29 protein-coding genes are annotated in these 18,214 nt (G+C 38.4%); all 29 read left to right on the forward strand.

The genetic code is table 11. The features are described from left to right. Window positions 1-29: 29 nt before the first annotated feature. The 29 genes from H9L19_RS06700 to H9L19_RS06840 all read left to right on the forward strand — a co-directional run bounded on the left by H9L19_RS06700 (window position 30) and on the right by H9L19_RS06840 (window position 18,067). Window positions 30-695, forward strand: a complete 666-nt coding sequence (locus H9L19_RS06700; protein ID WP_187528896.1) for a hypothetical protein — start codon at window positions 30-32, stop codon at window positions 693-695. After that, a complete protein-coding gene (locus H9L19_RS06705) occupies window positions 692-1,333 on the forward strand; it encodes an ERF family protein (RefSeq protein WP_187528897.1) in 642 nt (213 codons plus the stop codon). The genes H9L19_RS06700 and H9L19_RS06705 overlap by 4 nt, the downstream gene beginning before the upstream one ends. Window positions 1,334-1,342: 9 nt before the next feature. After that, window positions 1,343-2,053 (forward strand): putative HNHc nuclease, encoded by a 711-nt coding sequence (locus H9L19_RS06710; RefSeq protein ID WP_187528898.1) that lies wholly within the window; start codon window positions 1,343-1,345, stop codon window positions 2,051-2,053. Continuing rightward, window positions 2,019-2,456, forward strand: a complete 438-nt coding sequence (gene ssb / locus H9L19_RS06715; protein ID WP_187528899.1) for a single-stranded DNA-binding protein — start codon at window positions 2,019-2,021, stop codon at window positions 2,454-2,456. Before H9L19_RS06710 ends, ssb begins: the two co-directional genes overlap by 35 nt. An 11-nt stretch (window positions 2,457-2,467) precedes the next feature. Beyond that, the gene (locus H9L19_RS08335) at window positions 2,468-3,316 is read left to right on the forward strand and encodes a DNA replication protein (protein WP_243198151.1); all 849 of its coding nucleotides are present in this window, start codon (window positions 2,468-2,470) and stop codon (window positions 3,314-3,316) included. Then, window positions 3,316-3,600, forward strand: coding sequence for a hypothetical protein (locus tag H9L19_RS06725; protein ID WP_187528900.1), 285 nt, complete (start codon window positions 3,316-3,318; stop codon window positions 3,598-3,600). The genes H9L19_RS08335 and H9L19_RS06725 overlap by 1 nt, the downstream gene beginning before the upstream one ends. Window positions 3,601-3,807: 207 nt before the next feature. Continuing rightward, entirely contained in the window at window positions 3,808-3,945 is a 138-nt protein-coding gene (locus tag H9L19_RS06730) for a hypothetical protein (protein WP_187528901.1), read from the forward strand. Beyond that, a complete protein-coding gene (locus H9L19_RS06735; protein WP_187528902.1) occupies window positions 3,939-4,175 on the forward strand; it encodes a hypothetical protein in 237 nt (78 codons plus the stop codon). Before H9L19_RS06730 ends, H9L19_RS06735 begins: the two co-directional genes overlap by 7 nt. 2 nt (window positions 4,176-4,177) lie before the next feature. Next, a complete protein-coding gene (locus H9L19_RS06740; protein ID WP_187528903.1) occupies window positions 4,178-4,645 on the forward strand; it encodes a DNA N-6-adenine-methyltransferase in 468 nt (155 codons plus the stop codon). 9 nt (window positions 4,646-4,654) lie between these two features. Further along, complete coding sequence (locus tag H9L19_RS06745; protein ID WP_187528904.1) at window positions 4,655-4,855, forward strand: hypothetical protein; 201 nt, start codon at window positions 4,655-4,657, stop codon at window positions 4,853-4,855. Continuing rightward, window positions 4,855-5,763: a DNA-methyltransferase gene (locus H9L19_RS06750; RefSeq protein WP_187528905.1), complete on the forward strand. Its 909-nt coding sequence runs from the start codon at window positions 4,855-4,857 to the stop codon at window positions 5,761-5,763. Before H9L19_RS06745 ends, H9L19_RS06750 begins: the two co-directional genes overlap by 1 nt. Window positions 5,764-5,795: 32 nt before the next feature. Then, entirely contained in the window at window positions 5,796-6,254 is a 459-nt protein-coding gene (locus tag H9L19_RS06755; protein ID WP_187528906.1) for a hypothetical protein, read from the forward strand. Beyond that, window positions 6,254-6,472 carry a hypothetical protein gene (locus H9L19_RS06760; protein WP_187528907.1) on the forward strand — a complete coding sequence of 73 codons (219 nt, stop codon included), beginning with the start codon at window positions 6,254-6,256 and terminating at the stop codon, window positions 6,470-6,472. Before H9L19_RS06755 ends, H9L19_RS06760 begins: the two co-directional genes overlap by 1 nt. Before the next feature lie 10 nt (window positions 6,473-6,482). Continuing rightward, window positions 6,483-6,890, forward strand: coding sequence for a DUF722 domain-containing protein (locus H9L19_RS06765; protein WP_187528908.1), 408 nt, complete (start codon window positions 6,483-6,485; stop codon window positions 6,888-6,890). Window positions 6,891-7,195: 305 nt separating this feature from the next. Further along, the gene (locus H9L19_RS06770) at window positions 7,196-7,792 is read left to right on the forward strand and encodes a hypothetical protein (RefSeq protein ID WP_187528909.1); all 597 of its coding nucleotides are present in this window, start codon (window positions 7,196-7,198) and stop codon (window positions 7,790-7,792) included. A gap of 18 nt (window positions 7,793-7,810) precedes the next feature. Further along, a complete protein-coding gene (locus H9L19_RS08420; RefSeq protein WP_187528910.1) occupies window positions 7,811-9,319 on the forward strand; it encodes a collagen-like protein in 1,509 nt (502 codons plus the stop codon). Window positions 9,320-9,583: 264 nt separating this feature from the next. Further along, window positions 9,584-10,075 (forward strand): helix-turn-helix domain-containing protein, encoded by a 492-nt coding sequence (locus H9L19_RS06780; protein WP_187528911.1) that lies wholly within the window; start codon window positions 9,584-9,586, stop codon window positions 10,073-10,075. Next, entirely contained in the window at window positions 10,068-10,391 is a 324-nt protein-coding gene (locus tag H9L19_RS06785) for an HNH endonuclease signature motif containing protein (protein ID WP_243198154.1), read from the forward strand. The genes H9L19_RS06780 and H9L19_RS06785 overlap by 8 nt, the downstream gene beginning before the upstream one ends. A gap of 154 nt (window positions 10,392-10,545) precedes the next feature. Continuing rightward, the gene (locus H9L19_RS06790; RefSeq protein WP_187528912.1) at window positions 10,546-12,249 is read left to right on the forward strand and encodes a terminase TerL endonuclease subunit; all 1,704 of its coding nucleotides are present in this window, start codon (window positions 10,546-10,548) and stop codon (window positions 12,247-12,249) included. 14 nt (window positions 12,250-12,263) lie between these two features. Then, window positions 12,264-13,409, forward strand: a complete 1,146-nt coding sequence (locus H9L19_RS06795; RefSeq protein ID WP_243198155.1) for a phage portal protein — start codon at window positions 12,264-12,266, stop codon at window positions 13,407-13,409. 1 nt (window position 13,410) lies between these two features. Next, a complete protein-coding gene (locus tag H9L19_RS06800; RefSeq protein WP_243198157.1) occupies window positions 13,411-13,962 on the forward strand; it encodes an HK97 family phage prohead protease in 552 nt (183 codons plus the stop codon). Between the two features lie 15 nt (window positions 13,963-13,977). Next, window positions 13,978-15,303, forward strand: a complete 1,326-nt coding sequence (locus H9L19_RS06805; RefSeq protein WP_187528913.1) for a phage major capsid family protein — start codon at window positions 13,978-13,980, stop codon at window positions 15,301-15,303. 12 nt (window positions 15,304-15,315) lie between these two features. Further along, window positions 15,316-15,492, forward strand: a complete 177-nt coding sequence (locus H9L19_RS06810; RefSeq protein WP_187528914.1) for a hypothetical protein — start codon at window positions 15,316-15,318, stop codon at window positions 15,490-15,492. A 63-nt stretch (window positions 15,493-15,555) separates the two neighbouring features. Further along, window positions 15,556-15,888 carry a phage head-tail connector protein gene (locus H9L19_RS06815; protein ID WP_243198158.1) on the forward strand — a complete coding sequence of 111 codons (333 nt, stop codon included), beginning with the start codon at window positions 15,556-15,558 and terminating at the stop codon, window positions 15,886-15,888. Next, window positions 15,885-16,187, forward strand: coding sequence for a phage head-tail adapter protein (locus H9L19_RS06820; protein ID WP_187528915.1), 303 nt, complete (start codon window positions 15,885-15,887; stop codon window positions 16,185-16,187). The genes H9L19_RS06815 and H9L19_RS06820 overlap by 4 nt, the downstream gene beginning before the upstream one ends. Window positions 16,188-16,194: 7 nt before the next feature. Continuing rightward, on the forward strand, window positions 16,195-16,539 hold the full coding sequence (locus tag H9L19_RS06825) for a hypothetical protein (RefSeq protein WP_187528916.1): 345 nt from the start codon (window positions 16,195-16,197) through the stop codon (window positions 16,537-16,539). Then, window positions 16,533-16,910: an HK97 gp10 family phage protein gene (locus H9L19_RS06830; RefSeq protein ID WP_187528917.1), complete on the forward strand. Its 378-nt coding sequence runs from the start codon at window positions 16,533-16,535 to the stop codon at window positions 16,908-16,910. The genes H9L19_RS06825 and H9L19_RS06830 overlap by 7 nt, the downstream gene beginning before the upstream one ends. 11 nt (window positions 16,911-16,921) lie before the next feature. Then, window positions 16,922-17,581: a major tail protein gene (locus H9L19_RS06835; RefSeq protein WP_187528918.1), complete on the forward strand. Its 660-nt coding sequence runs from the start codon at window positions 16,922-16,924 to the stop codon at window positions 17,579-17,581. A 3-nt stretch (window positions 17,582-17,584) separates the two neighbouring features. Next, on the forward strand, window positions 17,585-18,067 hold the full coding sequence (locus tag H9L19_RS06840) for a hypothetical protein (protein WP_187528919.1): 483 nt from the start codon (window positions 17,585-17,587) through the stop codon (window positions 18,065-18,067). Window positions 18,068-18,214 lie beyond the last annotated feature (147 nt).

Here is an 18,214-nt window from a genome sequence, read left to right on the forward strand (position 1 = left end):
CATCCATTAATCCCTGAGGTAATTATAACATGAATGAACAAATGATAACGGTTAGTGAAGATTTATTTACACCGGCACAACTATCTGAACAGATTAAAGCGATTAACACATCCGACCAATCAAATCTGGATAAAAAGGATGAAGTTAATAAGATTATTACGGCATTAAGCCGATTTAAAAAAGCAGCTCAAACTGAATTCAATAGGCAAATACAGCCAGCATTGGACTTGGAAAAAGAAGCTAAATTGTTGAAAGGCAACATTGTGATTGCTATTGAGCAAGAATGGAACAGCGAAGAAAACAATAATAAGCGACTAGATATTCTGAATGATAAGTTCGGACTAGAAGCTGATACCGATGGCATGGCAGAACGCTTTGCATCGGATAAAAAGTTATGGACACCTGCGGGTAATCCAAGCTCAAAGATTAAAGACATGATTATTGATGAGCAACGGCGTGAAAAGGAACAACAGGAACTCAAGCGTGCACAAGATGCGTTAGAAGCAATGCAACACGATGAACTTACAACGACTGACAATGTTCAACCAGTTGTGCAAGAGCCAGCAATCGCAGTCAGTCAAGACAACTGGCAAGAGTTCGTTGACCGAGTAACGCATCTAACAAACCAATATTCAGTTCGTTTGGTAGTTAGTCCATTCGAGAAAAAAGTCATTATTGAAAGTGAGGCTGAATGATGAATATTCAGGAAAAACTATTAGCGATTCAGTTTGATTTGAGAGCACCAAAAAATCAGAAAAATAAGTTTGGTAATTACAATTACCGTAGCGTTGAGGACATTCTGGAAGCTGTTAAACCTTTGCTGAAAGAACAGGGTACAACGTTGACGCTGACAGATGAACCGGTAATGATTGGTGATCGTATATACATCAATGCGACGGCGACACTACGCGACATTGAAGATGCTACACAATTCGTTGTGGTAACGGGATACGCTCGTGAATCAGCAGTGAAAAAAGGTATGGACGATAGCCAAGTGACAGGTTCAACAAGTTCATATGCGCGCAAGTATGCATTGAATGGATTGTTCTTAATTGACGATAGCAAGGATGCTGATACCAACGAGTATGCAAAGCAAAACGAATCGAATAGAACACAATCAAAAACCAACAATCAGAAACCGCACAACGAATTGAATAGCTACTTCACTTTGTGGGTTAAAAAGCTTCAAGAAAGTAAAGGACAAACAGAAGCAGCCGTGTATTCAGCATTGAATAATACGTTTAAAGTGGCGAATTTAAAAGCGTTTGATGCGTTAGATGACGCTAATAAACAGACCATAATCAAATGGTTAAAGACGATCGCAGAATCATAGGAGTAGCAAATGGATTTTTGGGGACGAGTGACAAACGTTAGCGGTAATGTAGTTACTTTGTCACTAGAAAGTTTAGAAGAAGCTAGTGAAGTCTCACGGTTACTAATGCAAGAGAAACCTGAAGCATATATTAACATTCCAGATGGTCGATTGATTAGTAAGACACAGCGTAAAAAAGCATATGCGATTATGGGTGACATTTCGGACTGGGCAGGATATGGACCTGAAGAAATAAAAGAACTGATGAAGTTTCTTTTTGAATTTGAAACAGGACACGAATATTTTAGTTTTGCGAGTGTCGATATGACAACTGCCAGAGAATTTATCACATTCCTTCTGGATTTAGCTTTAAAAGAGCACATACAGCTTAAAAAAACAGGTCTGGACTATCAGGACGATTTAGACGCTTACATGCATCAGTCGCTCAAATATCGCTCCTGCGTGCTATGTGGTAGACACGCAGACGTGCATCACATTGATGCAATCGGAATGGGAAATGACAGACGTAAGGTGGACCATCGCGGGCGGCTATTGATTGCATTGTGCCGTGAGCATCATCAACTGGCCCATCAAATGGGGTGGCTGACATTTAAAGACCAGTATCACGTTAAAGGCGTGACGTTGGACGCAGAAACATTGAACAGATTAGGAATCATGACATACAAGCGAATGAAGGAGATTGACGATGAACAGAGTAGTACTAGTAGGACGATTGGCTAGAGACGTTGAATTACGCTATACGCAATCAGGAACAGCAGTAGGATCATTCAGTATTGCGGTTGACCGCCGCCGTACGAATCAAAACGGTGAGCGAGAAACAGATTTCTTTAATGCAACGATTTGGCAAAAGGCTGCTGAGAACTTTGCTAACTTCACACACAAAGGTGCACGAGTTGCGATTGAAGGTCGTTTACAAACGAGCAGCTACCAAAATAAAGAAGGACAAACCGTATTCAAGACGGAAGTGATTGTTGAGAGTTTTGATTTGCTAGAAACAAAGGCTGAATCAGAAAGTTACAAGCAGGGGCAGAACAACAATGATCCATTCAGCCAACCTACAAACAACAATCCGTTCTCTGGTGGTAATGAGATGAATATCACTGATGACGATTTGCCTTTCTAAAGGAGTAAGAGATGGCTCAACGAAGAATGATAAGCAAGAAAGTAACTGATACAGATGCGTTTCTAGAAATGCCACTATCTACACAGGCTTTATATTTTCATTTGAATATGCATGCTGATGACGATGGGTTTGTAAGTAATGTGAATACCATCATGCGAATGATTGGCGCATCTGGTGATGATGCAAAGATTTTAATTGCTAAACAGTTCTTGATTCCATTTGATGATAGCGGCGTAGTAGTGATTAAAGATTGGCGTATTCATAATTACATTCGTAAAGACACATACAACGAAACAATGTATAAGGAAGAACGCCAGAAACTCAGTGTTGACGCCAATGGCGCATACCAAGTCAACGAACCGTCTACGGAACGTGCACGTGTCGTCAACGAGTCGTCACCACAGGTAAGGTTAGGTAAGGATAGGTTAGGTAAGGATAGTAAAGATATACAAGCACCGAAAATTGGATTTTCGGAAGATTTCGAAAAACTATGGGAAATGTATCCGAATAAAAAAGGGAAGAGCGTTGCTCAGAAAGCATTCAATAAAGCAATTAAAGATGGTGACACTGTTGAACAGATAAGAGCAGGTATCGAAGCGTACAAGGCTTATATCAAAGCAGAAGGTACACCAGTTATGTATATCAAGCATGGATCTACATTCTTTAATCAAAGAAGTTGGAACGATGACTACACGATACAGGCAAAGTCATCACAACGACAATTACCAGTTCGAGAGACACAACCTGATTGGAATAATCAGCCAACACAGCAGATTTCAGCAGCTGAACAGGCAGAGTTAGACGTGATGCTGGCTCAGATGTCAGACAAGGCGCGTAAGGCGCAGAAAGAGGATAAGTGATGGAAAAAATTGAATTAACACAGTCTAAGTTTGATGAACACTTTGAGATTGTTGATGAACAGAGAGAAATGAACGTTAAGTACGTTGTTGTATCGAACGTGCAAGATGTCTCAGGTAATTGGTGGTTTATTATGACTACCAATAATTTTGAAATCGATGTACCAGTATACGAGTTAGATAATAAGCGGGGAAGCGCAATTGACAATGCCTACATGTTTGATACACGAGAAGAAGCGGAAAAGTGGGCGGTTGGTGATTTTGAAGTGATAGAGGTGGAAGCATGACATATTGGTTTATTGAAAATGTATATGCTTTCATTGATATGCCGCATCCGTATGTTTTGATCGATAAAAATAAAGGTGGTTGGCATTACACTAGTGATTTTTCTGAGGCGACAAAGTTTTCCACATTCGAACAAGCTGATAAATGTTTAAAATCGTTGAACAGGGAAACGTTAGTAATTAGCAAGTATTAGTCGAGGTGGATGAATAATGATTGAAGAACGTAAGCAAGAAGAAGCACGTTTTCGCGGATATAAGGACTGGGCAGAGTTTCAAGCGAACGAGCCAGAAGAAGCAAATAAAGCGCGATTAGAAATTATGTATGGAGAGGATCCAAGGCTATGGTGAGAGACAAATTATTGAATAATCTGGCAGTGAAAATTTTGGTTGCAGTTGCCGGCTTAGCTGTGTTGATGGTGTACATTGCATTAGTTTGGGTATTACCTTTCATCGGGTTTTACTGGATTCAACTTGGATTAATCACTGGGTTGATTGGCGTATTTGCTTGGCTAATTGAACTTGCATTAGTTCTCACTGGAATTGTTGTTGTGATTGTTCTAGTTGATTGGTGGTGGTAACCGTGACAATAAATTCAGGATTATTTACATCGAATAAACAAGACTGGGAAACGCCGACAGAGTTATTTAATAATTTAAACGAAAAATATAATTTCACGTATGATTTGGCAGCTCGGTCTGATAATGCTAAGTGCAAGAAATTTATTTCACCTGAACAGAATTCGTTGAACGTTGACTGGTCATTATTGGAGGGTAATTTATTTTGCAATCCACCATATGGCAGAGAGTTGAGTAAATGGGTTCAAAAAGCATATGAGACATCGCTAGAGAAATCTGAACAGATTGTATTCATAATCCCAGCGCGAACAGACACGAGTTACTGGCATGATTATATTTTTAATAAAGCTGAAGTAATTTTCATCAGAGGTCGCTTGAAATTTGAAGTCGATGGCATTGCAAAAGATGCTGCACCATTTCCATCAGCAATTGTAATTTTTAATGGAAAGTCATATTTAAAGAATGATTTATAGGTGAGTGATATGGAACGAACAGCAGATGAAGAAGAGCAAATCAGGCAGGCACTTGAAGATGTCGAGGCAGCACATTCTGAATTAATGGGGATTCCAGTTGATGAAGATAATCTTGTACGGATTGCAGCAGCAAGTGAAGAGTTATCGAGTGCGATTGATGATGCACAGAGTTTGATTAGTCATATTGATAATGAGGGGTATTCAGAGTAATGGTGAATAGATTAATCAAGGGTGAAACGTTACAAGAGATGGCAAAACTACCATCTCGTTCAGTGGATATGATACTAGCCGATTTACCATATCAGGTAACGAAAGCTAAATGGGACATAATGATACCGTTTGATGAATTATGGGAGCAGTACAACAGATTAATAAAAGATGATGGAGCAATTGTTCTGTTTTCACAACAGCCATTTACTTCTCAACTTGTCATGAGTAATCCGAAAATGTTTCGATATGAAATCATTTGGAATAAGGTGCGAACCACTGGATTTTTAAATGCAAATAGGATGCCGCTGAAACAACATGAGAATATCCTAGTTTTCTATAAAAAATTACCAACGTATAATTCGCAAAAAACTGAAGGAAGTGGGCCATCACATAGTCGTGGAACTTCAGGAACTGCGAAAAATAGAATCTATGGACATTTCAATACGACAAATAACACAGCTAGTACAAAAAGTAATATGAAACATCCAACGGATATTTTGACAATGAGAAATCAGGTTGGAAAGGGACAATTGCATCCAACTCAAAAACCCGTTGAATTGATGGAATGGTTGATTAAAACATATTCCAATGATGGTGAGACTGTACTTGATAATGTGATGGGTAGTGGTTCAACTGGTATCGCAGCGATAAATACGAATCGTGATTTTATTGGCATCGAACTTGATACTGATTATTTTGAAATAGCAACTAATCGTATTAGATTGTGGTGGAAAGTTGCAAGTCCATATGAAAAACAGGATGCGGTCTGTGATAGTCAGCACCATTATTTTAAAGATGAGATTGGAATTAACGAAACATTATTCAAACTTGAGATTAAAGATGGCGAGAGATTGCTCAAATATCTTAATAAACGTGGATTAAAATTGCCAGATGGCATGGAATATTAACAATCATATAAACTAGAAAAGAGGAAAATATTATGTTTCATATTGAACCAACACCGCTATCGCTTTGGATTTGGATTTTTATTATTGCTGTACCCATTATTGTGGGATTGATTGGATATTTTGTTTATTTCAGTGGTAGTGAGTTAGCAAAAAAAATCGGACTAGTTATTTTGGCTATTGGGGTACTTGGATTTATTACTGCGGTTGGATTGGGTATCAGTTCAAAGTATTATAATTACACTCATTCAGCACAATACAACAAAGACAAGAAAGCCAAAGAAATTGAATATGCGCATAAGCAAATTAGGCGCATTGATATTCAAAATTATAAGGGTGAAACGACTTACACTTATACAGGTAACTTTGGATTCGATCATAAGGGACGAAATCTTACGCTCGTTGATAATGACACAGCAAATAAAATTACGTTATACATTGGTGATAATGATACGGCCATTATTACTGACTTAAAAACAAAGGGGAATAAATAATGTTCGGAAAAACTAAGTTTGTAGGGACGGTATCTGCGAAACCGATTCGTCCGTTTCCTTATCCTCATGTTCAAAGACAAGTCGCAATATTTGATTTATATAACGTGGTAGAGCTGAATAAGTGGTTACTCAAACATGAATCTGCCAGATTCCTTGGCATGGTAAATGTAAAGTCAGGAAATTCGGCGATTGCATACGAATACTATGTGGAAGAATAAGGAGTGGTCAATGGCAGATAGGATTGACAAATTATTGACTGATTATTTTAAAGGCAAGCTAGATTTGAATATCGCAATTAGGAAAATCGAGATTAATCATTCTAGTGAGCAGGATGAAAATGTTGGTGGTGGTCGGGCCCAAAATAAATACAATGATCCAAATGCTATTGCAATGATTAGAGAAGACGAAGATGTCGAATTACAAGTGCTAATTACGCAAGAGAATGTCATATCGAAGTATTATGATAATCTTTTGCCAGAACACAAGAGAGCAATATCAAATCATTATCGAAACAATCTTACATGGCAGATGATTGCATTTAGTGAATACGTTGATGAACGCACTGCAAGGCGCTGGCGAGACGACTTTAAATTCAATGTAAAAAAAGATTTAAAAACAATGCCCGTTTTGGGCTAAAATACGGTGCTAATATTGTATTATCGAATAGTTGATAAAACGATTCGTGTGGTAGTGGCGGAATAGGTAGACGCATACTAATTGAGAGTTAGTTAGATCATAACCATTTTAGGAGACGTGCGCACAAATCTCAGGAGCTCGGCAGTGATCATGTAAGGTGCAAATCCTTACCTACTACATTAAAGCTTGTAGCTTGAACGGAACAAGTGGACAAGTGAAAGACCTCGTACAACATGGGGCAGATAGTCACTCATCTTCGGATGGTGGCTTTTTATTTTGGTATAATCTATCCTTGGAGGTGGGTTATGATTTTTTTTGAAACATATATTGGAATTGTGTGGATTAAGGCAGCATGGAATAACACTCAGTTAAGAGACTACTGGTTCTCGACCAGTTCTTATGGTACACATTTTCAATGGGTTGGACTTTCCGTATTAATCGCCGCAATTGGGTTAGTTGTTAACGCTTATTGGTCTGATCATCTTGCAAGAGTGGAGCATGATAGAGATATAAAAAAGAAAAATAACGAAAAAATTCAGACAGCGATAATTGACTTTGTTGCGAATATATATTCATATACCAATAAATTTGTTGATGTTGTTATGTCTGAGAGACTTGAAGGAACGACAACAAAAACTAGAGAAGCTGAATTTATTCGAATGAAAACATCATTATTTCAAACAAAAAACACATATTTTTTAAGAGTAAAAATCTTATTAAACGAAGATGATGTAATGTTCAGAAAAATTTCATCAATAAATGATTCTCTAGACGCAATGATACGAGAAATAGCAGACAGACAGAAAGATGCTGATGCAGTATTAGATATATTTTCGGAAGCAAAAACCGAAGTACAAAATTTCGTAGATGACATTGGTAAGGATATAAAAAACATTGAATAATAGCGAACGGAGCGCGTAATGATAGTTGGTAGAAATAAGAGAATACAAGTAAGCGACAATAAGTTACATACTAAGATTACAGATACGGAAACAATTATCGACTTCGATCTACGAAAGAACGACAAGAGAATTAAAGCAACTAAGGCCACAGCATCAGTTAAGAATGCTAGTGGCTTTTTGTTTGAGTTTGAAGTTGAAGTAGTGAACGGAGTTGCACGTGTTGATTTCTCAAATGAATTCTTAGAGCAGCTAACAGTTGATACGTATTACATCGAATTCAATGTTGATGAAGATGGCGATAGGTCTATTTATCCTGATGAAGGCTTTGCAAGATTTGTAGTAGAACAGAATACAAAGAATCAAGACGGTGATTTAGTTCCACAACTTACATTTGATTTTGTGTTGAGTGAAGCAAAGAAGTACATTGATGAAGTAGTAGGTGATATTGAACAAGGTGCCAAGGGTGATAAAGGTGATCGTGGGGAACAGGGCCCACAGGGAGAAGTCGGCCCCAAAGGGGATAAGGGCGATACCGGACCACAAGGCGAGATGGGTTTGCCCGGTAAAGATGGTGCAACTGGTGCACAAGGACCTGAAGGAAAACCGGGAGCAGATGGTAAAGACGGTACTGATGGTAAGGATGCACCCGATAATTGGAACCGTGTACAAACAGCGGATGATTTAACCACAATGGGTATTGAACCAACGTTACCTGTTTATCAGACCAATGATAAAGGTAGCTATGATAACTCCGGAATGAATATCGGACAATTTGTAGCAGTTGTTGAAGTGTATACTGTCGGTGGTAAAACATTATTCTTAAATATGACACAAGAGTCAGTAGTAGTTTCAATAATGCTACAGATTACTAATTTGAATGATTACGGAAATGTGGTTGTATATGACTTGGGTAATCGATTCTTAATGCCAGATTATCCCTCACCTATTCAAGTGGGAGATGACTATTACCTATCTTATGATGCATATGGTTTGACATGGAAGAAAAGCGCAGAAGTTCCAGATAGATTGCCGCCGATGAATTGGGTTTTAGATACGAGCACTAAACCGTGGAAAATTAAGTTTGATAATGGAATGGTGTTGACGCTAAATGACTACGGAGACAATGCAGCAATCTATGGTTATGGGCACCCAGTATCGTTAGATGATGGAAAAATTGCAGGACAAGTAATCGCAGCAAACTTCATTCAAGCTGCACGTGGATATATAACAATAGACACATTCAAGGCTGGTAGTGGAAGTTCATTTAATTATTTCTCCAACAATTACACATTAAAGAATTCAATGAATGACAGTAGTAAGTATGATTTTACAATAGCAACTTTCGGAGTAGCTGATGACAAGTACAATCGTCAGTACGTTGTTATCAAAATGATGTATGAGATGGGTATTTGGACTGAAGCGGAAATTGAATCACTTGGTGCAGTTAAGAATCAAAGCCGTGGGATTGAGATACTATATCCGCATGTTATTGTTCCGGGTCCGGTTGACGATATTAAACAAAGATAATCTGAAAGAGAGAATGATATGGCAAACGAAAATGTAAATACGGATATGCTGCAACTAGTATTAGAAGCATATAAGCTTGGACGTTCAGAATCGTATGGTAGTAAAGTTCGAATTGATGAACTAGTTAAATGCAACATAGATAAATTAGTCAAAGTGGAGTCGAATTCAAAGGTATAACAAAAAGCAGACAACCGAAAAACAATAGGATTTAGTGATTAGTAACAAAGGAGGTGTGTAACTATGGCAAGTAAATATGACAGCCTAGTGAAACCTCACTTGGAAGATGTGAAACAACTGAGGCGGGCTGGTGCTAAGTATAGTCAGATTGCCAAAGAGTTGGGAATCAGTTTAACCACATTAAAGAATTACAGGGAAGCACATGAAGAGTTTGCTCAGGCATTAGCAGATGAAGAACTTAATCTAAGAACGGCATTGGCTAACGTTGCAGAAGATGGATTGTTCACTAAGCTACGAGATAGATTCATTGATGAAGTAGTAGTGCGTGAAGTAATCGATAAGCAGAATGAAGTTCGAGAGCTTAGAGAAGTAAAGACGCGATTTGTACCAGCAGATACTACGGCAATTATCTGGGCGTTAAAGAATAGATTGCCTACTCAATGGAATAAGGACGAACATGAGTTATCTATTCTAAGGGGTAAGAAGATAGAAGCTGACATACATGCTGAATCATCATCAGAAGACTTAGGCAAGATGATACAGGATAGACTAGCAGGATATGGTGATAGCAATGAATAGTTATCGGCAATACCCTGAATGGTTTTTGAAGTGGCAAAGAGATTTTTATAATTCATCTAAGTGGCGTAAGTTACGCAACCAAGTAAGAACAGACAAACGAATGCATTCTGATATGAGTGGCAAGTTAATCAAAGGCAAGTCGATTGTGGATCACATCATACCTATTACACCAGATAACTATATGGATGATGATATAACGTTGAACCCTGACAACTTACAACTGCTAAGCATTGAGGAACACAACGTTAAAACGTTTGGAAAAAAAGAAAAAATGATTTTCGAACCAAATGATGAACGGAAGATTAATTTATTTTAATCCCCCCGGGTTGAGAATTTACGTTGAGGTCAATCATACCGGTTGTTCAGGCACGCAAAACTCTCTCCTATATTTTTTGGTCGTGAAATTTTTGAAATTTTGTATTTTGGCTATTTTGACCATGTAAAAAAGCAAAGAAAGGAGGCGCAAAGTCATGCGATATTTCGATAAGTATGTTGAACTGATTGAAAAGGGCGATATAGTCGTTGGAAGAGCAGTGAAACTAGCTATTAAACGTGTTGAACGGTTTAAAGAGCAGTATAAGTTCAAGCAAAATGAAGTTGATAGGCGAATAAAGTTCATCGAGAATGAAACCAGCCAGACAAAAGGTGGTAATGGCAAATTAAAACTAGCATTACCGCAAAAAGTTTGGCTTGAAGTCGCTTGGGGGTTCTATCATGATGCAGAAGTGACAAAAGTTAATCCTGAAACGATGGAAGAATATCAAACAGTTGAAGAACGCCGATTGATTCATGAGATACCAGTAATTATGGCTCGTGGTTCAGGTAAAACAACACTAGGCAGTGCAATTGCTATGGTTGGTCAAATAATGGATGGTGAGTATGGTGCTGACGTGCAGCTGCTGGCATATAATCGTGAACAAGCTGGTTTCTTGTACAATGCTAGCCGTGCAATGACATCTAATGAAAATAGCTTACTGCATATGATGGTGTTATCTGGTTCACTACGATCAACAAAGCAAGGTATTCTATATGAGCCAACAAACTCATTGATGAACATTAAGACATCGGACTATGAATCACTGGATGGAACTAATGCACACTTTAATATATTTGATGAGGTGCACACCTATGATGATGATTTCATCAAGGTTGTCAATGACGGTTCGGCAAAGAAGCGTAAAAATTGGCAGACATGGTATTTATCAACAAACGGAACAAAGCGTGAACGATTATTTGATAGGTATTTCAAAATTTGGATGGATATTTTAGAAGGCAAGACTGATAACGATTCGGTCATGCCTTTTATTTATCAATTGGATAATCCTGAAGAGATTCACGATTCGAAAATGTGGCAAAAATCAATGCCACTGTTGGGAATCACAACTGAAAAAGAAACAATTGCAGCAGACATTGAGATGTCACGAAATGACCCTTCACAGCAGGCTGAGCTAATGGCTAAGACGTTTAATCTACCAGTGAATAATTATCTAGCGTACTTCGTAAATGAGGAAACAAAGGGTAACAGGGATAAATTTAAACCTGAGTTATTTGATGGTGAAGATGGTTCGCCAGCGTTAGCGATTATTGGCATTGATTTGTCGGCAGTCAATGATATTAGCTCGGTGTCATTCATGATTAAAGATGGGGATGCATTTCAATTTGTGAATCGGAAATATATGCCACGTACCAATGTCGAGAAATTGCCAAAGGAACAGCGTGATAAGTATTTTGAATGGGAGCAACAGGGTTACTTAATTTTGCATGAAGAAGCGTTTAACAAACAATCGTTTATTTTTGACGATATTCAGCGTTATATGAGTGAACATAACATTCTACCAATGGCCGTTGGATATGATGATTGGAATGCAGCTGAATTACACGGTATGTTCAATGATAGCTATGGCGAGATCACACATAACGTTTCGATGACCACTAAGACACTCAGTCAACCCATGAAAATTTATAAGCAGCTAATCGGTAATGAAAAGATTGTCTTTGATGACCCAGTAGCTACTTGGAATCACTTGAATGTGGTGGTACGAGTTGATGGTGCTGGCAATATTTTTCCAAACAAAGAGAAAGCGAAGAACAAGATTGACGTATTTATGTCACAGTTGATTGCTTTCATCACGTATGAGAAAAACAAAGACGATCTTGAATACTACTACAGCTAATGGAGGTGATTAGCATGGGATATTTTACGGACTTCTTAGAACGGATACGGGGTTCTGGGCTAGGGATTAATCATAGGTCAATGTATGAGGTGCATAGACGTCGTAGTTATTGGCAACGTAATTCAATCTATCTTGATAATATCTACAACAAAATTGCTACTGATGTGGCGATGATGAAGTTTAAGCACATCAGAGTGACACGGAACTCGAATGCAGCAGATAACATGGAATGGTTTGAATTTAGTGACCTATCTAATGTATTGACGTTATCGCCAAATGAATATGAAGCGCCGTTTGTCTTTTGGTCGAATGTTATTCGAGATATGCTACAAAATCAAGTGTCTATTGTAGTTCCAGTCTATGAAAAAGGAACGCTTGTTAAATTGCAACGAGTGCAAGGCAATGCTAATTTCAATCCAGATGGTACGGTAAATATTGTGGTTGATGAAATTAGTAAGGTGGTAAATATTGCTGATATTTGGATATTTGAAAATCCTAAGCAAAATATCAGTGCACAATTAGGCGAAATTACTAAGTTGATTGACGACAATTTACATGCATTATCAAGTAAGTTGAATGATAATTCAGGCATTCGTGGTTTACTCCATTTACCAACACGAGCGGCAACTGATGACATCGAAGATAGAATGAATAAACGATTAACCGCATTCTATGACACGGGTAAAGATGGTGGTGTTTCGTATCTTGAAAAGGGTGAAGAATTTCAAGAATTATCACAGACGTATGGTGGAACTGCTAGTGCTGATGAATTGGAGTTCTTAAAATCTCAACTCTATAACGCTTTCGGCATTAACGAAAAACTTTTTACAGCTGATTATAACGAAGAACAGTATCGAGCATATTATCAGAGTGTTGTTAAAGTTTATACCCGGGTAATTTCAGAAGAGATTAATCGAAAGATATTTACTAAAACAGCACGTAGGCAAGGACAAAAAGTGCTTGTCTATATTGATATGTTCGATATTGCAAGTTTGAAGGACTTGAATGATTTTGCGTTTAGGCAAAAGTATTCTGGTAACTTCAACTCAAATGAAATCCGTGAAATGTTTGGTTATGGGGCTTACGAAGGCGGCGATACATTTGAGACTAATAAGAATGCGATACCGATTGAGGCACTGCATTCTGGAAAGGAGGAATAAGATGGCAGGTTTACGAAATAAAGGAATGATGGTTAAGGCTGTGTCACCTGAAGAGCGTGATGCAGCCTTTCATTTTAAGGGTTACTTATCCACTTATGGCAATGCTGATCGTGATGGAGATGTCATTAACAAGGGTGCGTTTGATGACAGTATCAAAAAGCATTCAATTGTACCGATGCTATTCAATCATGACCGCAATAAAGTAATTGGGAAACTCGAATTATCGAGCGATGACCACGGTTTGAAAGTTGAAGGCACTTTGAATCTTAATGATCCAGAAGCTAATCGAGTCAAAGAGCTACTTGATATGGGCGCACTTGATTCAATGTCTGTTGGTATGGCCATTAAAGGCTATGATCCAATCGATGCTGAACGTCCATATGGTGGCTGGGAGATTAAACAAGCAGATGTCTATGAGGGTTCAGTTGTGACCATTCCAGCAAATGAAATGGCTGTGATTGAAGAAGTAAAGTCACTTGATGCAGAAGACAGGAAAGAGCTAGCAGCATTACGTCTTGAAAAGCGTAAGTCAGAAGCACTGGCACGTTTTTAATTAAAGGAGAATAACATGAAAAAGTCACTATTAGAATTACGCGAAAAGCAAACATCATTAATGTCTGATATTGCAGGATATGAAAAGCAATTAGATGGCATGAAAATCAAGGTTAAGGAAGCAACTGCTGAGGACCAAATCGCACAAATCGAAAAGGACCAAGAAACAGTGAATACTGCCTTGGAAGCAGCAAAAACAGAATTGCAAGATGTTGATTCCGAAGCTGAAACGGTTGAGGAAGAAATGAAATCATTAGCTATGAAAGGGAAACAAAAGATGGCCGAAGATAAGAATAAGACTATTACACCAGCCAAAGACTATTTGAAGTCTAAGGCTGCAATGGAAGACTTCGCTAATATTATCGCCAAGAATGCAGGGGCTGATAAAGAAGACGTGGCAAAGGCATGGGAAAAGAATCTTGCTACCAAGGGTATTACTAATCCAGAATCAATTTTGCCACAAGCTGTTGTAACGGCAATTTCTGATGCATTTGAGAATTCAGGTTCATTGTTCGCTACTTTGTCAAAGACAGGGCTTACTGTTTACCGTGAGGCTTATAACACGGTTACAGACGAGACCGGACGTGCTAATGGACACAAGCGTGGAAAAGACAAGCAAGAGCAAGTCATTACGTTGTCTGACAAGACAATTCGTGCGCAATACATTTACAAGTACATCACACTTGATCGCGAAACATTACGTGAGAATCAAGATACTGGTGCAATTATTAAGTATGTTTTGCAAGAATTGCCACAACGTATTGTGATGGAATTGGAACGTGCAGCTATTATCGGTGATGGCCGATTAAAAGATGCTGATGATAAGGTTACATCATACGAAGCGGTGGTTGATGCAGACGCGGCTTACACAGCTAAGATGACGCGTACAGATGCAGCATTGCTTGTCGATTTAATTAATCTTGATGCTGAAATCACAGCAGAAGGTTCTCGCTATTTGGTTATGAATCGTCGTACTTTGGCATCAATGAAGACTACTCTTGATGCTAATGGTAATTTGGCATATCCAGTTGGTACAGACTTTGCTGCATTATTGGGTGTTAAGGCTATCTTCACACCTGATTGGTTCGAAGAAGGTACTGACGGTGCACCTATGGTAGTTGAATATGTGGGGGACGCATATAAGATTGTCGGAGATAGCACGATTGATTCTTACGATAACTTTATTTTGGCCAAGAATAAGCATGAGTACTTGCAAGAAATCTACTCAGGTGGAGCATTGGTGAAGCCAAAGTCAGGTGCCGTATTGTTAGCTAAGGCAGCAGCTGGCGGTGGTACTAAGAATACTCAAAAGCAAGAAGAATCTGACCCCGCAGAAGGTTAATAGGTGAATAATATGGTTTACAACGTATTAACGGCATTCAAGGATAAGTTAGATGGAAAAATCTACTATCCCGGTGACAAATATACAGGTAAGAAAACAAAGGCTCGAATTGCTGATTTGACAAGTTCAGAATATGAACTTGCAGACGGTACATTGGGGCCTTTTATTGAGCCAGTAGATGCCGAATAGCGAACGTATTAAGCGACAATGGCTAAACACATTCAAATGGGGTGAGAAGCCCATAAAGGAGGAATGATGACCGTATTAAACGATTTGAAAGAACTTCTTGAAATGGATTCGGACGAAGATATTTTTGATAGTCAATTACTACAGCATGCAAATAGCGGAATTAATTACTTGAAAAATAATGCTATCCCAATTACTAAGATTGATTTAGATACTGAGCCATGGGATGCAGTTAAAGATGATTATCAAACTGTTTTATCGTGGCTTAATTTATTTGTATTGCAACGTTTTGATAGGTCATTAATGAATGGACCGGCTGCAACAAAGCAATGGATTGAATCAGATATGGAAGATTCACTTTATCAATTGAAAATCAAATATGATCGGGGGCAATCATGAAATCAACGCGAACATCAGTAAGGATTTTCTACTCAGAGATGGTTGAAGTTGAGCCCGGTGTTTGGGAAAAAGAATTCACTTCAAAGCGAGTGAAAGCTGAACAAGAGAATGTATTTCAAACACGCCGTGATACAGCCTTAAAAGACGGTATGCCAATTTCGGCACGTTTTGTTATCCGTGAGGATGTATCAATGAACGCTGATTATGTCGAGTGGAAAAAATCAAAGTACAAGATTAGATCACTTGTACCAGATATTACTTCTCACTTTGCAGTACTTGAACTTGGCGAGTTGATGTGAGGTGCTTATGAAAAAGTATTTTACACGTGCAGAAGTGCAAAAAATTCTAAGTCAGAATGCTTTGCATGCAGAAGCTAATTATTTAGACAGAGAGTCTGATGATAGTCCTGATAATTTCATCGTCTATTTTCGACTTAGTCCTAATGCAACCGTTTATGCTGATGACCAAGTGCATATCAGGAAAGCATTGTTACAGGTTAGCCATTATCACAAGCGAAAGCTTGATAATATCAGCCAGTTAATGGTCGATAATTTCAATGTTGAGCCTGCTGCATTCGATATAAAGGATATAAATTCTGATTATTATGCAACTCATTATCGTGTTGAGATATTTACGGGGGGTGAATGGTAATGGGATCAGGTTCAATTGATGTTTATGATTTGAAAATTGACCTTACAAGTGGCATCAAAGAAGTTCTTGAAAAAACTGGTAAAGACGCGGCTGCGGATATTGCCAATAATTCACCAACAGGAACTACTGGACGCTATAAAGCTGGGTGGACTTCACAGTTGATTAATGGTGGTAAGACAGTAGCCATTTATAACAATGGTAAGGATGCCACATTAACGCACTTGCTTGAATTTGGTACAGCAAAGCGTACTACAAAATCAGGTAAAAACACTGGTGTTATGTCACCAAGAGAGCATATTAGGCCAGCATATAACAGGGCTAAGGCTAAGTACTTAAACGACTTAAACAAAATTATTATTAAACCAGAATAGGAGATTTACACATGGCAAATGATGTAGCTACAACCAAGAAATATGACAAGCGAACTGCAACGCATGGTAATTCATGGGGAGCCTTTGCGAAAATTACAAATGATTCAGCTGGTGAGACACAATTTGGGACCCCTAAAATTTTTACTGGATTACGAGCTAATAGTTTTGAAACTACGCAAGATTCTAATCCATACTACGCTGACAATTTAGAGCATATCCGTTTAACAGGTGCAAAAGCGGTAGAGGGATCAATTAAGGCGTACCAATTCCCACGTCAATTTGCAATTGATCACATGGGTTATAAGGAAACTGAAAACGGTGGACTTATTGACACTGGAACATTTGGAAACTTTGTATGGCAATTCGTTGAAACAATCACAGACCAGTTCGGTGGAGAGACGGAACAATTAACTATCTATTACAACGTTAAAGCGTCTGCACCAACAGCAGAAACAGCTACAGATGAGGATAGTGCTGAACCAAAAGAATTCGAAATTCCTGTGACTGCGTCACCAAATCCAGCTGTAATTGATGGCGATGGTAAGGCCGTCACAGTGATGACAATCACAAAGGATGAAAAGAACGCGGCATTGTTCGATTTGGCATATCAACAGGTTATATTACCAGACACAAAGATTCCAAGTGATCCAGAAACGCCAGCGGAGGGCTAATTGATGCTTAAAAAAATCGTTACATTTTTAGATATTGCGGTCGATGATAGAGGAAACGAGAATGAAGTTGAGCGAAAAGAGACGGTTCGTTTCGTGTATACGTTACGAACGTTGAAATTATATGAACAGCGTACTGGGCGGCGATTCTTTTCTGATTATAATCAGGCACTTCAAGCGATGTCGGAATATTTTACAGGATTCGAAAAAGTTAATGCGGAAGAAGTATCACAAGAACAGATGATGCAAATCCTACCATTACTTTCAGACGAAAAAATCAATACGTTTTTGATTGAATTGTTGCCAGTACTATTTGCTGAGACCAAGGATGGTGTATTAGTTCAAAGTGAAGTGACGGCGGATGAAGCAGAGAATAGTATGTGGCTTATGTCATTAGTCAATGTTGAGATGTTTATTGAGGTATTTCAGATGCTATCGCAGCATCAAACATCAAAGAAAAAAACAACTAAGTCAGCGTCAAAAAAATAAATGCGCTTGAAATATATCGGGCTGTTATTTTGTCATCTATATCTGTTGAATGGGCAGAAAATCAACATCTGAATTATTTATTAAATATTCTTGATGTGGTAAACGAGGATGAAGAAAGTAGAAAGCCAAAAAAGATTTCTAGCGCGG

Origin of the sequence: Weissella diestrammenae (genome assembly GCF_014397255.1) — a bacterium.
Classification (GTDB): domain Bacteria; phylum Bacillota; class Bacilli; order Lactobacillales; family Lactobacillaceae; genus Weissella; species Weissella diestrammenae.

Bases quoted from the DNA above. Each gene is read 5' to 3' on its own strand.
- H9L19_RS08420 (WP_187528910.1), top strand. From the start codon at position 7,811: ATGATAGTTGGTAGAAATAAGAGAATACAAGTAAGCGACAATAAGTTA.
- H9L19_RS06705 (WP_187528897.1), top strand. From the start codon at position 692: ATGATGAATATTCAGGAAAAACTATTAGCGATTCAGTTTGATTTGAGA.
- H9L19_RS06835 (WP_187528918.1), top strand. From the start codon at position 16,922: ATGGCAAATGATGTAGCTACAACCAAGAAATATGACAAGCGAACTGCA.
- H9L19_RS06805 (WP_187528913.1), top strand. From the start codon at position 13,978: ATGAAAAAGTCACTATTAGAATTACGCGAAAAGCAAACATCATTAATG.
- H9L19_RS06810 (WP_187528914.1), top strand. From the start codon at position 15,316: ATGGTTTACAACGTATTAACGGCATTCAAGGATAAGTTAGATGGAAAA.
- H9L19_RS06795 (WP_243198155.1), top strand. From the start codon at position 12,264: ATGGGATATTTTACGGACTTCTTAGAACGGATACGGGGTTCTGGGCTA.
- H9L19_RS06760 (WP_187528907.1), top strand. From the start codon at position 6,254: ATGTTCGGAAAAACTAAGTTTGTAGGGACGGTATCTGCGAAACCGATT.
- H9L19_RS06790 (WP_187528912.1), top strand. From the start codon at position 10,546: ATGCGATATTTCGATAAGTATGTTGAACTGATTGAAAAGGGCGATATA.
- H9L19_RS06820 (WP_187528915.1), top strand. From the start codon at position 15,885: ATGAAATCAACGCGAACATCAGTAAGGATTTTCTACTCAGAGATGGTT.
- H9L19_RS06730 (WP_187528901.1), top strand. From the start codon at position 3,808: ATGATTGAAGAACGTAAGCAAGAAGAAGCACGTTTTCGCGGATATAAG.
- H9L19_RS06770 (WP_187528909.1), top strand. From the start codon at position 7,196: ATGATTTTTTTTGAAACATATATTGGAATTGTGTGGATTAAGGCAGCA.
- H9L19_RS08335 (WP_243198151.1), top strand. From the start codon at position 2,468: ATGGCTCAACGAAGAATGATAAGCAAGAAAGTAACTGATACAGATGCG.
- H9L19_RS06825 (WP_187528916.1), top strand. From the start codon at position 16,195: ATGAAAAAGTATTTTACACGTGCAGAAGTGCAAAAAATTCTAAGTCAG.
- H9L19_RS06800 (WP_243198157.1), top strand. From the start codon at position 13,411: ATGGCAGGTTTACGAAATAAAGGAATGATGGTTAAGGCTGTGTCACCT.
- H9L19_RS06735 (WP_187528902.1), top strand. From the start codon at position 3,939: ATGGTGAGAGACAAATTATTGAATAATCTGGCAGTGAAAATTTTGGTT.
- H9L19_RS06785 (WP_243198154.1), top strand. From the start codon at position 10,068: ATGAATAGTTATCGGCAATACCCTGAATGGTTTTTGAAGTGGCAAAGA.
- H9L19_RS06755 (WP_187528906.1), top strand. From the start codon at position 5,796: ATGTTTCATATTGAACCAACACCGCTATCGCTTTGGATTTGGATTTTT.
- H9L19_RS06840 (WP_187528919.1), top strand. From the start codon at position 17,585: ATGCTTAAAAAAATCGTTACATTTTTAGATATTGCGGTCGATGATAGA.
- H9L19_RS06725 (WP_187528900.1), top strand. From the start codon at position 3,316: ATGGAAAAAATTGAATTAACACAGTCTAAGTTTGATGAACACTTTGAG.
- H9L19_RS06765 (WP_187528908.1), top strand. From the start codon at position 6,483: ATGGCAGATAGGATTGACAAATTATTGACTGATTATTTTAAAGGCAAG.
- H9L19_RS06815 (WP_243198158.1), top strand. From the start codon at position 15,556: ATGATGACCGTATTAAACGATTTGAAAGAACTTCTTGAAATGGATTCG.
- H9L19_RS06830 (WP_187528917.1), top strand. From the start codon at position 16,533: ATGGTAATGGGATCAGGTTCAATTGATGTTTATGATTTGAAAATTGAC.
- ssb (WP_187528899.1), top strand. From the start codon at position 2,019: ATGAACAGAGTAGTACTAGTAGGACGATTGGCTAGAGACGTTGAATTA.
- H9L19_RS06700 (WP_187528896.1), top strand. From the start codon at position 30: ATGAATGAACAAATGATAACGGTTAGTGAAGATTTATTTACACCGGCA.
- H9L19_RS06710 (WP_187528898.1), top strand. From the start codon at position 1,343: ATGGATTTTTGGGGACGAGTGACAAACGTTAGCGGTAATGTAGTTACT.
- H9L19_RS06750 (WP_187528905.1), top strand. From the start codon at position 4,855: ATGGTGAATAGATTAATCAAGGGTGAAACGTTACAAGAGATGGCAAAA.
- H9L19_RS06745 (WP_187528904.1), top strand. From the start codon at position 4,655: ATGGAACGAACAGCAGATGAAGAAGAGCAAATCAGGCAGGCACTTGAA.